We start from the raw sequence: 14,562 nt of genomic DNA, 5'->3' as shown, positions 1-14,562 counted from the left end.
ACATCTTATGTCAATATCAACTTCACAGACTCCGTCCGGCCGTACCCCGGAACAGGATGCAGTCATCTGCGCCCTCATCGGTCTTGCCCGCGCCACAGAAGCAAAGGAGATCCCGGCAGGAACTGCCCCGGTCCTCTTCGCCTCCCTGGCCGCTGCAATGCCAAGAAACACACTCTCCGCTTCCGCTGCGAACGATCTCATCTCGCAGATACACGAGCAGAAAGCCATCATCGCCCCCGACTGTGCCGCCTGCCCGTCTCCCTGCGGACGGACTGCGGACTTCCTGCCGGAGGACTTAAACAGGACCGACGACAGTCTCTTTGAGGAGCGGAACAGGCTCCTCAAAAAGCTCAGCGAACAGGCCAGGACGGAATGGACACGGATCCTTGCCGATCAGGAAGATCCGGAAATCACAAGACTCTTTATGGACTGCGTGTTCATGGCAGGATACGCGTACGAAAAGGAACTGTTTGCGCCGTACTTTGAAAAACTGGAGAGTTACAGTACACGGTCACTCCATTCCCGCGCACTGTAGCGGGATTTTGCCGCAGTAACGCTGGAGAATCTTATTTTTTAGTATTTCCTGTCCAGTGCATCGATAATCTTGCATTTTTGCTCTATGCGTCCTATAATCTTTTTATGAAGCTGCCAGTTCCGGGAAAGAGTGCGGCATAACAGCTGTATCGGAGGTGTCCGGTCTCACACTGATAATCCCGGGAACACGCTCCGGCTGGCGGACTTCATCTTGATTTTCGACACGATCTCAACAAGTGAAAACCCGCTTCGCGAGTTCCAGTTTTTCTGTCAATCATTCCGGCATAGATGGGAAACATTCTCATATGCAGAGGTTTTCTTTTTGTTTAACAGGAAGTTCCATCGAAATTTCCTGTTAAACGAAAAAAGCAGGGAGTGACTTGTCCACTCCCTGCAGATGATACAGAAATTATTTCATTTTATTCATTGCTATTTCCACTGCATCAAGAAATCGTTCTGCTTCTTCCAATTGCTTCTCCGCTTCTTGTTTACTTGCAATATAAAAGTCATCATAGTCCGATTTTTCTCTTAAAAATGCACTGTTCTTTATTACGATAGATAAATTCCTATCGAGAATATTTTCTTTGAGATACTCCTTATTAAAAAAAGCAATAACTCCCGAATGCTTTGATGAATCAAAACCTTTTAAAATATTCATCGCACGCATCGCATGGAAAATCGCATAATAGGATCGGTTCAACGATGTTTTGTACTGTCCAATCTCAAGATTTTCTCTTGCTGCAACCAGCATTTCCTTTGCACGATCCATCCGGTATCCGGCTAATTCCTTCAGGCTGCCTTCCAAAGAACAATTCCCTCCTTCTGGACATTTTGATAGAACGGAAGGATTTTCCCCCATTTCTGCAGATTTTCTTTTTCAATATCAACAATAGAAAAAACGCGATCATAACGCAGATCCATATCTGCAGCCCAGCAAATAAACCGATCTTTCGTTTCAATATCCATACCTTTTTTCACGATAACCGCTATATCAATATCACTTTCCGGCGTGCTTTCATTCCTTGCAACAGATCCATATAGGATAATTGCTTCAATGTTATTCGCAAAAATATCACGTAATCCCTGAATCAGTTCATCTTTCATCCTATCCGTCAACATCGAATCATCTCCTTTTTTATAGTATATCCGATATTGATATGCAGTGCAAATACTCTTCATAAAAATTTGAATGTATTTTCACCTTTTTTCTCAGATAAACCACTCTGCCTCCGCGCGTCTCGTATAATTCTGTTTCAACATCTCCACATGGGATAAGAATGCTGCATCATCAAAATATTTTGCTCCGGTCGGACATGCCTTGATGCAGGCCTGGCACTTGATGCAGATTCCGGTACAGGTATCCGGCGCGTCCTTCGGGATCGATCCCATCGGACAGACAGTCGCGCAGATTCCGCATTTCGTGCACTTCTCCGGGTCCGTCTTCGGTTTTGCCTTTAAGAATACCGCCGGTTTTCCATCAGTTCCAAGTGGTGTATAATATGCCCCGACCGGATCATCTCCGCGGACCGCGATCTTTTCCGGGATCTCAGTCAATCCAGAAACCTTTTCTGCCACCTTCTCACCAAACTCTGCGATCTTCACAAGATCATCTGCATCCGGACGTCCCGTTGCAAGCTTGCTGCTGAAAACATGTTCCGTCGGAATTCCTGCTCCCGCAACTGTATGGAAGCCGTGTGCCTCAAGCTCATTCCGAAGCTCGATCAGACCATTGTCAAAATTTCTGTTTCCGAAAACAGAAACCGCTACCGCAAGCGCCCCGTTTCCCTCAAACGCAGTCTGCACATACGGGAGCATCTTGTTCGGGATACGGCCCGCATAGACCGGAGTGCTGAAGAATGCAAGGTCTTCCTTATCAAAACTTACAACACCTTCCCTGTTTTCCGGAAGTGTAAAGTCAACCGTTCCCATCGGCACACCCAGGCATTCTGCCGCCCGCTTCGCCATCGTTGTGACTACCTTTTTCGCGTTTCCTGTCGGGCTGAAATAAACCGCCCATACTTTTGTGATCTTCATATTCCTTGTTCCTCCAATCCATAAGTTGTATGGTCAAATGTATCTCTGACCGGAATTTATATGTTTGTTATTTTTGTTAAGCTTATTAACTTCTTTTTGTATCTTAATCCATATGGCATGATTTGTCAATCCCAATGAAGCCACGTTCTTCTGGCTGTCCATATGTTTCAACGGGATTTTGCCGATGCTTCGCATTCCGAAGCGGCAAAGTCCGCGACCACAACGGTATCGTACAGAATTTTCAGTTCTGAAAATTCCTATCCGTGAAAAATAACGAAAGCAACAGCTGTCGTAAAACTTCATATAGAATTTTGCATTCTTTTTTGATATAGTAATGATAGCATAGATTGATGTAATGTGCAAATTAAGATGAAGGACGGACACACAATATGACCGAAAAACCGAACCGGGCTGCCGAGATGGCAGATATCCTCCACCAGGCCTCCATGCTCTACATGGCCTCCAATCTCCCGATCGACTATGGGACCGGGACAAAATACACCCCCGTGGAAGTCCATATGTTAAAATATATCATCGATCATCCGGGAAAAACAGTCACCGAGCTCTCCCGCGAATGGGACCGCACCAAGCCGGCGATCTCCCAGATGTTAAAACGCATGGAACAGAAAGGTCTGATCTCCTGGACGACCGAACCCGGTAATAACAAAAAGCAGCTCTACCATGCCACCGACCAGGGGATCCAGCTTCACAGCGCCCACACCGAATACGATATGAACGTCTTTGGACAGACGCTCGACTATCTTCGGGAAACCTGTTCTGATGAGGAAATCGAGATATGCTTTCATGTACTGAAGGAGTATACGAAGGCGCGGAGACGAAAGCATTATCAGGCGAAGTAAATTTGCATTCCTGTTCTGGTAAAGCGAAAATCTGTGTCACTGTTGTCAAAGAATATTCGCAGTCAGCCTTCAGTATTTGCTTATTCCTTTACGCAGCAGAAGCAAAGGATGTCCCTGACTCAGTTAAAGATCAAAAGTCTTATCTGTTTGGATCATGACATGCTCCGGCATTTGTTATAAAAAAGAAAAGTCCTCCGGATCTTACTTCCGTAGGACTTTTCTTTTTTCATCCAGCAGGCTTTTTTTCTACCCGTATCTGAGTATTTTCTTTACAGCTCTGCTGCCTCTTCCAGTACATTTTCTTCTGCTGCATCCTCTGTGTTCGGTTCAGACTCTGCTGCTGTTTCTGTTTCGTTTTCTGTTTCCGCCTCTTCTGCATCTCCGGAGTTTTCGATATCTTCTGCGTCTTCGGTGCTTTCTTCGCTGTCTTCCTCCTTAGTCTCATCACCGGAAACATTCTTTTCAGAAAGCTCAAAGTCTTTCCCGGAAATATCTTCTGAAACGACCGGCTTCTCTTCCTTAATAGGATCTGCGTTGACAACCGGGATTTCTGTATTCACGATCATTTCCGGAAGTTCGATTGCCATAGTAGATGCTTTCTCGATGACCTGTTTGCCATTTTTATCCAGTACTACTTCCAGATCTTTATATCCTTCTGCGCTGATTACAACAACATTCTCATTTTCTGTAAATCCAGCTTTATCAAGGGAAATCTTTCCGTCTGTCGTGGCCAAAGAGTATGTATTATCTCTATAATATCCTTTTTCGTATGCTTCTCCGTTTACCGTGACACCTGTGATTGCCTTCATCCAATCATCATTTCCCATTCCCACTGTAATCGTATAGCTGCCAAAGAAATAGTCTGTGTCACCCACAAGTGGAGCAGGCTTTTCCTCTGACTCCTCCGGTGCTTTCTCTACGAGATTTCCCTTCTGATCGAGAATTACTTCCAGATCTTTATATCCTTCCGCACTGATTACAACAACATTCTCGTTTTCTGTGAATCCGGCTTTATCAAGAGAAATCTTTCCATCTGTCGTTGACAACGAGTATGTATTATCCCTATAATATCCTTTTTCGTATGTTTCTCCATTTACTGTGACACCTGTGATTGCCTTCATCCAATCATCATTTCCCATTCCCACTGCAATCGTGTAACTGCCAAAGAAATAATCTGTGTCACTTACTGTCGGAGCCTCTTTTAACCGACCATTATCGTCTCCTTTTTCTTCCTCTTTCTTTGTGATCTCAAACTTAACCGTCTCCACGCCATAATACTGCGCCGAGATCTCCACACTGTACTCGCCAGCCTCTTCAAAGAGATCTTTTCCGAGTACCAGACTTGCTCCATCGATCGTATATCCGATCTTTTCGAAAAGGCTCTCCTTTCCATCCGGAGAAAGTGTCTTTTTCGTTCCGTCCGGTCTTGTAAGTACAACGCTCTGGAGATTCTTCCAGATATCACCGGTCTCATCCGCCGTGTTGGTGATCGTCACTTCTGCTCCGGTCTTGAAATCACCGCCAGCTTCCAGTGCTACATCTTTGAGATCCTTTGCAATCGCAATATTGAATACTTTATCCTCATAGCCGTCAACTTTGATGGTCACTTTATTGTCTTTATCGACTGCAAAGAGTGAGCTGTCAAGAACAAGAATATTGTCTTTCAGTCTGTAATGCTTCTGATCAACCGCCTGATAGGAATTGCCGTTCAGGTAGATTTTTCCGTTTTCAACAATCTTCTGTAAGTACGCGGTGTCATCCGACATGATCCGGACATCCTGTCCTTCCGAAATTTCATTGACCTGATCGCCATTCTCATCGACCAGAACAAGCTTTGGTGCAGTCTTTCCAAGATAGGATCCGCTCATCATCGTCCCACCGAGGCGATTATCTTCAAGCACATATTTTACTGCATACGGGCGATTCAAGGTTTCTACTGCGCTCTCATCTGCAATATAGTCTGCAAAGCTTAAATATTCCCCGTTCTCATTTTTCGCTTTCTCAACTGCATCACGGTATTCCGCAAAGGAATAGAATGTTGTCCCATCTTCCCCGATCACCGCATCCCAACCGCTCATATCGTAATTCCAACGATCCGCGATTGCCTGGGCAGATTCATTTTTCACTCCGATATTCTGAAGGAGAAGTGCGTTCGTGAGCAGATCCGCATCGAACATCAGGTCTGCGGACATCGTCGTGCTTCCGCCTTCTGCTGCATTTCCGCTTCCACTTGTGCTTCCGCCGCTGATGGATGCGCTGGACATCGCATCAATTCCATAGATATCTTCTGTAACTACACTGTTCTGCGCAGCTGCACCTGTGCTCACGGTAAATGTGTAGCTCATATCCTTAAATCCGGTAGAATGTACAGTGATCGTATATTTTCCTGCTTCCGGAATATTGTTGCGTCCGTTTTCTGCATTCTCATCATTGTAAAGGACAAACGTGTTTCCGATCAGATACCAGTCACGGATCTTCTCCAGTTCGGTCGTATTTCCATGCGGATCTGTAAGTTCCACCTTGCTGACCGGAATCTCGATTCCATAAGTCATGTTCTTCACTTCAAAGTGAATATTCTTTCCGCTTGTAATCGCTCCAGCCTCTTTTAAGACCATGCTCGGAGCCGTTCCGTTTACAACCTCGATCGGGATCAGTGTATTCTTTCCGCCGGAGGTGATGCGCAGGTAATAAGAACCGTTCGAGTAGAAATTCGACTGGCCCAGCGGTACAATGATCTGTCCAACCGTATTTCCGTAATGCTCTCCCAGCTTCTTCTCATATCGGAGATCACCGTTGATCGTATTGTTGTAACCCTTTCCAGATACCAGTGCTACTTTTGTGATCTCATCAAACCACTGTTTGTCCACCTCTTCCGTATAGTTAAACATTACGACAGCCTGTCCGCCGACGCCATACAGATTACTCTTGTCCTCTGTCAGCTCTGCTGCCGGTGCATAGTAACGGATCCCGCTCTTTTCCTCTCCGAGATCAAAGGTCGTTGTCTCCGGTTTCCGTCTGATATTTCCGTTCTCATCATAGTTATCAAGATGATAATCCCACACATATACAGATCCATGTGCCAGAAAGGCAGCCGGTGCTGTATTTTCGCGAACTTCCGGTGCTTCTGGATTCTCATTTTCGCTCAGACGGATGATCTGTGTTTCTCCATCTTTTCCTGTCACGGCAAGAGCCGCCGGGTTTAAGTTTGTAATCTCCCATTTTGCAATGGTTCCGTCACGATCTACTTTTGTGAACGCAGATGTCACATCGGTCCCATCGACTGTGAGTGTGCAGTCATCCAGGGAGTAGCCTTTTGCAAATGCAACCGTCACATACTGGCTCCATCCGAGATCCACCAGCTTTGTCTGGCTCTCTACAACAAGAGTTTTTGTCTCCGGAGTTTCCTCATTTCCGCTGTCTCCCGGTTTTTCATTGCTGCCGGAATTGTTTCCATTGTCCCCTGTATTTTCATTATTTCCGGAATTGTTTCCGCTATCGCCTGCGTTTCCGTTGTTTCCGGAATTATTTCCACTATTGTCCGTGCTTCCGTTATTACCTGAATTGTCCCCACCGATATCGGTGCTTCCGCCATTTTCAGAACTGCTTCCATTGTTGCCTGTATTTCCACTGTTGGAGGAATTCCCGCCGGAACTGCTTCCTGAATCGCTGTCCGAAGATCCATCACTTCCGCCGGATCTTTTTCCGGATGTCTTCCGCTCACCACCCGGTGCATCATACTCTTTTCCGTTTGCATCAACCCAAGCACCGTTCGCATTTACCTTGTAGCCATCCGGTGTCGTACCGTCATGTGCCATTTCACCGGACACACTCAGATAATACCAGCGGCCACCAACCGGAACCCAGCCGGTTGCCATACTTCCGTTCGCCCACAGATAGTACCAGTCCTTTGTCACCGGATTCTGATACCATCCGGTGATCATATTTCCGTCTTTGTCGAAGCGATACCATTTCCCGTTCTCAAAAAGCCACTGGTCTGCGGCATATTCACCTGTAACACTTCTGTATTTCCATGCTCCTGTCTGCATCGACTGCTCCCATCTTCCTGTCGGGATCGCAGTCGCTGCCGGAGACACCATGGTCGTCATCGTCATAGATAATGCAGCGGCTACCGCCACTCCCTTGAATCCATTTTTTCGAATACCTTTCACCTTTTATCCTCCTCGTATGTTCAATTCAATTTGAATGCCAGCACATTATAACAATTCAATGTTGTTTTCTCAATAGATTATATGAGAATGATTTTCAATATCATTTACATGGGAAATTTTCTCATTTACGTCAAACTTATACCCGTAGGCATTTCGTATCACGCGTAATCACTTGCAACACCATTCATCTTCACGCGAGTGCGTATCTTAGGCACGCAGTGCCTTTTTGTTTACCTGGAAGTTCCATCGGAATTTTCTGGTAAACAAAAAACTGGTTTTATGTACATTCTCTGCACACAAAACCAGTTCGTCATTCTCCCAATATTCTTTTATCTCCTACGGCTTACAACTCTTACAAGCCTCATATCCCTCTTCGATCAATTTCGACCGTTTTCCCGTATACTCTTCCTTATTTTCCGCCTTGATCTTCTCGACAGAGGTACAATCCGGGCGGTGGAACTTCATGGTCTTTGTATTGAGGATGTAGGTACCGCTCTCCGAATCAGATGTTTTCGAAACTGTACTGCCGGAACTGCCCGCGGACGTGTTCTTTCCGCCCGAAAAAGTATTTGCGCCATTTTCGGAAGCGCTGCTATTCCCGCTGCCTGCAGCAGCTGCGCTTTTGGCGCCTCCATCTTCCGCCCGCCAGTTATCCCCGGTCGCATAGTCGATCGCAACGCCCGGCTGGACATTATAGACATAGACACAGAACAGGACGCCGTCTCCATCGTCCTCCACCGACTCCGCTTCCATCAGAACGCCGGAAGCCAGAAGATTGTCTCCCTCAAAGATCGGTGTTACCCGGTAGAGCACATGGTTCCCGGTTTCTTTTACATAGTCGGCTGTCAGGTTTTCGAACGGCAGCATTCCCTGGACATTCAGATATCTTGTTCCGGTGATCAGGTTCTTCTCATTTGCATTCTCCGCCGTCAGCTGGTATCCGATCAGATGGCAGCGGTTATACACATATTTTCCATCCACGAAGTCATACTTCTTATTGTGCCAGCCCGTCGGCTTGACCTCCCCGATTGAGCCGCGTTTTTCCGTCGGCATCGTATCCGTACTTACCGAAGCGTATGCCACGCCGCATCGTCCCAGCGCATCGAGGTCACTGTAGCTCTCAAAGGAGACATCCGTGAGATCGCTCTCCGAAAAATACGGAACATTTCCATTGACCGCAACATACGGTGATCCGGAATATTCCGGAATATCCGATAACAGGAAGGTTCCGGAGCTTCCGCTCGTTTTCGATGAGCCGGAATTGCTTTTTCCTGACTGATCACTGCCCGCTCCGGATGCTTTTGATTCCGCAAGATCTCCCAGAATATTTCCTGCTGCCTGTGCAATATCAGTCGCCGCGCCTGCTCCCGATGCGACATCCGCGCCCTGGCAGGCAGTTACCGCGAGTGATACTGCGGCGATCACGCCGAGCAGCCATTTTCTTAAATTTTTCCTCATCTGTCATTCTCCTCCGATGTCATGATTCTATTCCGTTCTTCCCTCTGAAAGATTTACCTCACATAACGTTCTCTCGTGATCTTTTCATGGGACGAACCGGCAAACTCTTTCGTTTCTACACAGTTCCATCCTGAAAGATCGACCGGGAAATACACATCCGCAGGGTAATCCCGGTTCCACCGGTACAGATAGATTTCCTGTATCCGCTCTTCCTCCCCGGAAAGATCCGCATCTTCCGCAAAGCAGAATTCACCTTCGCCCGCTTTCTGCAGGAAATCTTCCTCCACACGGATCTGCGTCATCCCTTCTTCCACGAACTGCTTTTTACTGTAGGCATCCATCCACAGGATTTTTCCTTCTGCCAGCTCCAGGATATCCCCGCGCAGGATCCGGTCCTGGCTCTGTCTGCGGTGATTGAACATCATCCCGTTATGGTCATCCACACATACGATCAGTATCATATGCTCCCCTCCCCTTGTATCATATCTTTCGATCCTATCCCGTATTCTACCACATTTCCGCTTCGCAGGCAACCATATGTTCGATTCCTTTTCCTTTTGTAAAGTTTCTTTCAGCAGCGGAATCCAGGGTAGAAACAGGCAGATCCAGAATTTTTACACGAAGAATTTTTCTGACTTTCCATCAAAAATTCTTGACATAATCTTCCTCCGGTGCGATAATAAGACCGTTGAGAGATTTCAGACATCTCACAATTTCATAAACGGGCTTGTAGCGCAGTTGGGAGCGCACCACATTCGCATTGTGGGGGTCGTCGGTTCGAATCCGATCAGGTCCATAAAAAACACCATCCGTTTTCCGGATGGTGTTTTTGTTATCACCTCTGTTATTTTTGTTCCATCAGAATTTTCTATGGAACAAAAAAGCTGTTCACTCCTGCCATAAGTCCGTCTGCCAGTTTGCCCAACGTCGCGTCATCATGGGCGGAAGCTCCGTCTCCAAGCTCAATATCGATACTCGGGATCGTAGAGTAGGAAGTCTGGGTCAGATCCATCTCCATGGAGCCGGAAGAAAAGATCTTCACTCCGTTCTGTTTCAATCCGGAAACCAGCGCACCTCCAAGCTTATTGTGGGACTCCCAATGGGATTTTACCGGCTCCATCGCGCGGTAAGCGGCATTATTCGGCACACTCATATAGAAGGCGCCTTTGTCCTTTTTTGTCGAATCCCAGTGAAGGGCGATGTGGCAGTCTGCCGTGTTATTCGCCATCACGGTTCTCGCCACATTATCGAGCTGGACATCCTTTCCGTCCCGGATCATCAGGACATCATATCCCGCCGCGAGAAGCTTGTCGCGGAAGATCTGTGCCATCCGGAGCGTCACCGTGCTCTCCGCTGTTCCGTCCGCAAATGTCATTCCGCCGGATACCGCGACAGCCTTTGTCGCTCCGGCCGATGTCGTTCCGCTCGTCACCTTCGCAGTCTTATCCGGGTGACAGTAGGTCTTGACACTCGCACCGCCGGATGTTCCATGACCGGCGTTCACGGCGATCACTTTATTTTTTCTGTTTGCTGTTCCATTGTGATAGTAGACCGCATGTCCGCTGTTGATCGCGGAAAAATCCGCATATTTCCAGCCGGAGTTCATTCCGACCTGCCATGCCTTGTCCACGTACGCTTTTAAGGAATCAGGGACCGTAACGGTTCCATCTGCGGAGACTGCAGCCGTACCTCCGGCTGCCGTACTCGTTGAGCCGTTTCCCGCCTGCGGTTTGCTGGCCGCCAGGTAACGGCTTGCCACATAGACCGTTGTTTTGGAACCTCCCACCTGGATCTCGCTCCACTCTCCGTTATTTTTTACTCTTGAAACCTCGGTCCCTCTCGATAAGGTTCCAAGCACCTTTCCGGAAGCTGTCGATGGCTGGCTTCTGTAGTTTAATTTGGAAGCGTTCACATAAACGGTGTCCGCAAGAGCGGTCATCGGCATTGTCATCGTAAACAGCGTGAACAGTCCCGCACACAGGACTGGTTTTAATGTTTTAAATCGCTTCTGTTTTCTCATCTTTTTCCTTTCCTGCCTCAAAAGGCACCCCGTTTTCCTTCCGGTTAAATACACATGAACCTCTGCGCATGATCCATTGTCCCCGGACCATGTGCGCCTTTGCAAAGCGTCTGTCTCCGTCTGATCTGTCTAAGATAAACAGCCCGGTATTTCTACCGGACTGTTTATTCTGATTTATATTTTTGATCGTATAACTTTTAGTCTCCTAATACGTTCACGATCTTCGCAGGTGTACGATAATTCCATGTGGAGATCTTGATACCGGATTTTGCATTGGACGCATGGCATACCTGACCATTACCGATGTAGAGAGCTACATGGTTGATTCCGCCGCTTCCGGAGTAGAATACAAGGTCGCCCGGACGCATCTGGCTCGATGTGATCGACTTTCCGCTTCCGGACTGTGCACCGGAGTTATGCGGCAGGGAAACACCAAACTTCGCCATGACGGACATCGTGAATCCGGAGCAGTCTGTTCCGTTTGTCAGGCTCGTTCCGCCGTATACATAGCGGTTTCCGACGAACTGTACCGCATAGTTCGCGATCTGCGCACGCTTGGAGGAAACGCTTCCGGACTTCGATCCGGCCGCTCCGTCATTTGCACTGCTCTTCTTTCCGCTGTTCTTGGAGCTGGAACTGCTCTTTCCGGTGCTGTTCTTCGTGTTGCTCTTACTGTTAGAGGTATCCGCAACTTCAACAACCGGTGTGTACTTGATCGCTTCTTCAAGACCATACTTAACATCCACGTAGTCACTGGACAGGTATGCATCCTGATCATCGATCTCGATCTTGACCCAGCCGTCCTGCTGATCCGCGACAAGGAATCGCTCACTGTTGGAGATCTGTGTGTAGATCGAGGAGTTCGTATTCGGCTCCGTCCGGACATTGACACCGTCCGTATTGGAGATTGCCATCAGTTTCGCAACCTGGAGAGCTTTATCTTTCGCCTGCTGTCCGGTCAGGATATACTCGGATTTGACATAACCGGTGATATTTCCGGAACGGATCTTCAGCCATCCTGCAGTCGATGTGTCGAGGATATCACATCCCGCATTGCTCGGCAGCTTCGCGATAATCTTGCCCTTCGTCTCATCCGGGTTATCACGGACGTTCAGGTAGTTCGATACATTGGAAACACCGAGGTTATCATAGAGGCTTAAGACGGTCTGTCTCATATCCTGCTTGATCGCTTCATCCAGGGCATATTTTACCGTGACATAATCCGCGGAGATATATCCGTCGGAAATCTGGATCCAGCCGTCCTGCTGGCTCTTGATGTCGTATCGCTCATTCTTGAATACCTGGTCCACCACGTCGGCATCCGCCTTCGGCTCGGAACGGACATTTAACTTATCCGCATCGATCACGGCGCGTTCCGCCACGTTTTCAGCAGCCAGTTTCTTCGCCTCATCCCCTGTGTAGACATACTGGGAACTCACATATCCCGTCACACCGCCGGATGAGATCTTATACCATCCTTCTGTCGAAGTATCCAGGATCTCGCAGGCACCGCCTTTCGGAAGTTTTCCGACAACCTCTCCGAAGCTCTCCGGCGTCTTTCTGACGTTCAGATATCCGGAAACCTCCGCGATACCGAGATTTGCATAGCTGTCCACGATACTCTGAACCGTCTTTTCGAATTCTTTTGATTCGATCTCCTCGGCGGAAAGCGTTGTCTCGAGAACGATATTTTTCTCTTCTCCGCTCTCGGATGCCGCCTCGGTCGTCTCCAAAGAAGCCGCTGCCGTCTCGACCTTCATGCCGCCAAACGTGTCTTTATGGTTTTTGATCATGGTTCCCGCGACTGCGACAACTGCAACGATCGCAACAGCCGTACCGCCTGCTGCCAGGATCTTCATATACGGCATCGCCGCTTTTTTCTTCTTGATCTCGCGAAGTCTCAGGATATTGTCGCGCTGGCTCGCCTGATGATCCTTCTTCGGGCGTTCAGGCTGTCTGCTTCTGTGAGTTCCCGAACTTCGTTCCGAACGTGTCCTGTGTACCGGCTCATGCTCTGCTTCAGCAGTTTCTGCCTGATCCGCTCCCAGAGTCTCAGATTTTTCATTCTCCGGCTCCGCTTCCTGTCCCTGCGCTGCAGTATCATCCGGCTGCTGATCCGCTTCCTGTGGTACAGACTCCGTCTGCATCTGAGGAGACTGTTCCGCCGTATTGCCGCCTGACGGCTGCTCCGCGTTCTGCCCGACAGTTTCATCTGCCGGAACTTCCGTAATCTGATCCTCCTGCGCTGCGTTCTCCACGCTCACCGGATCTTCCTTTTTTGTTTCTTCCATCATTTCTCTGTCTGACATGTATGTTCTCCATCATCCGCCCCATGGACGGTTTTCATATCTTTTCGTAACGGCTTCATCCTTTTACCGTCACATCATTTACATCTTTTTTACTCTACCCGTAATTGTAACAATCCCGGCGGAGCCTGTCAAATTTTTTCCGCCGGGATTTATAATAATTTTATTTCAATTTTCTTAAAAATCTGGATTTTCTGCCGGAATTCGCCTATTTTTAATTCTTGCCCAGCGTCTGGAAATGTTCCATGCTGCCGTAGAGAGACTTGATCCGCTCAAACTCCTCCCGGTCAAGGAACTCAAGTTTTCCTTTCCCGAATGCCTTCGCTGCCTCGATCATGAACCGCGCCGCGTCGTCGAGGTCCTCCATGTGCATGGATCCCGTTGCGCATCCGGCAACAATGGTCTCGGTAGTGATCGCCACGCCCACCACCGGCGCTTTGGTGGCTGTCGCAGGCTGCAGGATGCTGTTCAGGTGGAAGATCCCGTTTCCATACGGCGTGATGTCCTGCTGCGTCAGCGCAAATACGTAGGGCAGCTTTCCGGTCGTCATCTGCATGACATCGAGAAGATCTTCGCTGACTCTCAGGATATATCCCTGACATACGGTCGGGGAGATCGCAAAACCGCGGTGATTGATGATCCGGTTGCCCTTTGTGGTATCCACGACGAGGACTGCATCCAGGTCATCCGTCACCTCCTCCTTATTTACCTGCCATGTCTCCACCGGGGAGTTCATAAACGGCACCGGTTCATGTGGAACCGTCGGTGCATCCGGGCAGACATGCGTGGAGACGAAAACGTCCCCCTCAAGGAAATCGCCTTTTGTCTGCATTCTCAGAAGTTTTGCAGCTACTGCGAGTGCTGTCAGTGCACCGTCGCCGTCCGAGACAAATCCTGTCTGGTCAGGTCTCGCGCCAAGTCCTCCGAGGCGTCCGAGGATCCCGATCGTTCCCGCACTTCCGCCTTTCGACTTTCCGTTCTTCCCGGGGATCAGGATCCGCACCATGTCCGTGTGACCGTTCGGTCCCGCCAATGGATATGTCTCCGCCTGGCACCTCGGGTTGATGGCTTTCAGATACTCTACCACTTCGCTGCCGGACGCTGACGCACTGTCCAGAATATCAAACAATTCGATCATTTCTTTATAAAGCATAAGACATCCTCCTTTTCCTGGTCTTATT

11 protein-coding genes and 1 tRNA gene are annotated in these 14,562 nt (G+C 48.4%); 3 read left to right on the top strand and 9 right to left on the bottom strand.

The annotated features are described in order from the left end of the window. Positions 1-7: 7 nt before the first annotated feature. Positions 8-535, top strand: a complete 528-nt coding sequence (locus FN001_RS06155; RefSeq protein ID WP_142411167.1) for a hypothetical protein — start codon at positions 8-10, stop codon at positions 533-535. A gap of 408 nt (positions 536-943) precedes the next feature. Here FN001_RS06155 and FN001_RS06150 read toward each other — a convergent pair whose 3' ends face one another. The 3 genes from FN001_RS06150 to FN001_RS06140 all read right to left on the bottom strand — a co-directional run bounded on the left by FN001_RS06150 (position 944) and on the right by FN001_RS06140 (position 2,568). Beyond that, positions 944-1,339, bottom strand: coding sequence for a HEPN domain-containing protein (locus tag FN001_RS06150; protein WP_243121946.1), 396 nt, complete (start codon positions 1,337-1,339; stop codon positions 944-946). Next, complete coding sequence (locus FN001_RS06145; RefSeq protein ID WP_118531890.1) at positions 1,324-1,653, bottom strand: nucleotidyltransferase family protein; 330 nt, start codon at positions 1,651-1,653, stop codon at positions 1,324-1,326. The genes FN001_RS06150 and FN001_RS06145 overlap by 16 nt, the downstream gene beginning before the upstream one ends. Before the next feature lie 90 nt (positions 1,654-1,743). Then, positions 1,744-2,568 carry an EFR1 family ferrodoxin gene (locus FN001_RS06140; protein WP_118320803.1) on the bottom strand — a complete coding sequence of 275 codons (825 nt, stop codon included), beginning with the start codon at positions 2,566-2,568 and terminating at the stop codon, positions 1,744-1,746. A 389-nt stretch (positions 2,569-2,957) separates the two neighbouring features. On the opposite strand from FN001_RS06140, the gene FN001_RS06135 reads away from it, so the two are divergent. Further along, positions 2,958-3,428 (top strand): MarR family transcriptional regulator, encoded by a 471-nt coding sequence (locus FN001_RS06135; protein WP_142411165.1) that lies wholly within the window; start codon positions 2,958-2,960, stop codon positions 3,426-3,428. A gap of 269 nt (positions 3,429-3,697) precedes the next feature. On the opposite strand, the gene FN001_RS06130 is transcribed toward FN001_RS06135, so the two are convergent. The 3 genes from FN001_RS06130 to FN001_RS06120 form a co-directional block, all read right to left on the bottom strand. Then, positions 3,698-7,597, bottom strand: a complete 3,900-nt coding sequence (locus tag FN001_RS06130; protein WP_142411164.1) for a hemoblobin-interacting domain-containing protein — start codon at positions 7,595-7,597, stop codon at positions 3,698-3,700. Between the two features lie 336 nt (positions 7,598-7,933). Beyond that, positions 7,934-9,055 (bottom strand): DNA/RNA non-specific endonuclease, encoded by a 1,122-nt coding sequence (locus FN001_RS06125; protein ID WP_142411163.1) that lies wholly within the window; start codon positions 9,053-9,055, stop codon positions 7,934-7,936. A gap of 53 nt (positions 9,056-9,108) precedes the next feature. Next, on the bottom strand, positions 9,109-9,516 hold the full coding sequence (locus tag FN001_RS06120; protein ID WP_118297810.1) for a ribonuclease Z: 408 nt from the start codon (positions 9,514-9,516) through the stop codon (positions 9,109-9,111). 262 nt (positions 9,517-9,778) lie between these two features. Between FN001_RS06120 and FN001_RS06115 the strand changes: the two genes are divergently transcribed. Further along, positions 9,779-9,851, top strand: a tRNA-Ala gene (locus FN001_RS06115). A gap of 72 nt (positions 9,852-9,923) precedes the next feature. Here the strand turns inward: FN001_RS06115 and FN001_RS06110 are convergent. From FN001_RS06110 to FN001_RS06100, 3 genes are all read right to left on the bottom strand, one after another. Beyond that, entirely contained in the window at positions 9,924-11,075 is a 1,152-nt protein-coding gene (locus tag FN001_RS06110) for an N-acetylmuramoyl-L-alanine amidase (protein ID WP_243121945.1), read from the bottom strand. A gap of 197 nt (positions 11,076-11,272) precedes the next feature. Continuing rightward, on the bottom strand, positions 11,273-13,384 hold the full coding sequence (locus FN001_RS06105; protein WP_243121944.1) for an SH3 domain-containing protein: 2,112 nt from the start codon (positions 13,382-13,384) through the stop codon (positions 11,273-11,275). 211 nt (positions 13,385-13,595) lie between these two features. Then, positions 13,596-14,534, bottom strand: a complete 939-nt coding sequence (locus FN001_RS06100; protein ID WP_142411162.1) for a DUF1177 domain-containing protein — start codon at positions 14,532-14,534, stop codon at positions 13,596-13,598. Positions 14,535-14,562 lie beyond the last annotated feature (28 nt).

Source organism: Clostridium sp. Marseille-P7770 (assembly GCF_902143525.1).
Lineage (GTDB): Bacteria > Bacillota > Clostridia > Lachnospirales > Lachnospiraceae > Pilosibacter.
This window is presented reverse-complemented; position numbering and strand designations above follow the sequence as displayed.

Bases quoted from the DNA above. Each gene is read 5' to 3' on its own strand.
- FN001_RS06155 (WP_142411167.1), top strand. From the start codon at position 8: ATGTCAATATCAACTTCACAGACTCCGTCCGGCCGTACCCCGGAACAG.
- FN001_RS06145 (WP_118531890.1), bottom strand. From the start codon at position 1,653: ATGTTGACGGATAGGATGAAAGATGAACTGATTCAGGGATTACGTGAT.
- FN001_RS06140 (WP_118320803.1), bottom strand. From the start codon at position 2,568: ATGAAGATCACAAAAGTATGGGCGGTTTATTTCAGCCCGACAGGAAAC.
- FN001_RS06135 (WP_142411165.1), top strand. From the start codon at position 2,958: ATGACCGAAAAACCGAACCGGGCTGCCGAGATGGCAGATATCCTCCAC.
- FN001_RS06125 (WP_142411163.1), bottom strand. From the start codon at position 9,055: ATGAGGAAAAATTTAAGAAAATGGCTGCTCGGCGTGATCGCCGCAGTA.
- FN001_RS06120 (WP_118297810.1), bottom strand. From the start codon at position 9,516: ATGATACTGATCGTATGTGTGGATGACCATAACGGGATGATGTTCAAT.
- FN001_RS06110 (WP_243121945.1), bottom strand. From the start codon at position 11,075: ATGAGAAAACAGAAGCGATTTAAAACATTAAAACCAGTCCTGTGTGCG.
- FN001_RS06105 (WP_243121944.1), bottom strand. From the start codon at position 13,384: ATGTCAGACAGAGAAATGATGGAAGAAACAAAAAAGGAAGATCCGGTG.
- FN001_RS06100 (WP_142411162.1), bottom strand. From the start codon at position 14,534: ATGCTTTATAAAGAAATGATCGAATTGTTTGATATTCTGGACAGTGCG.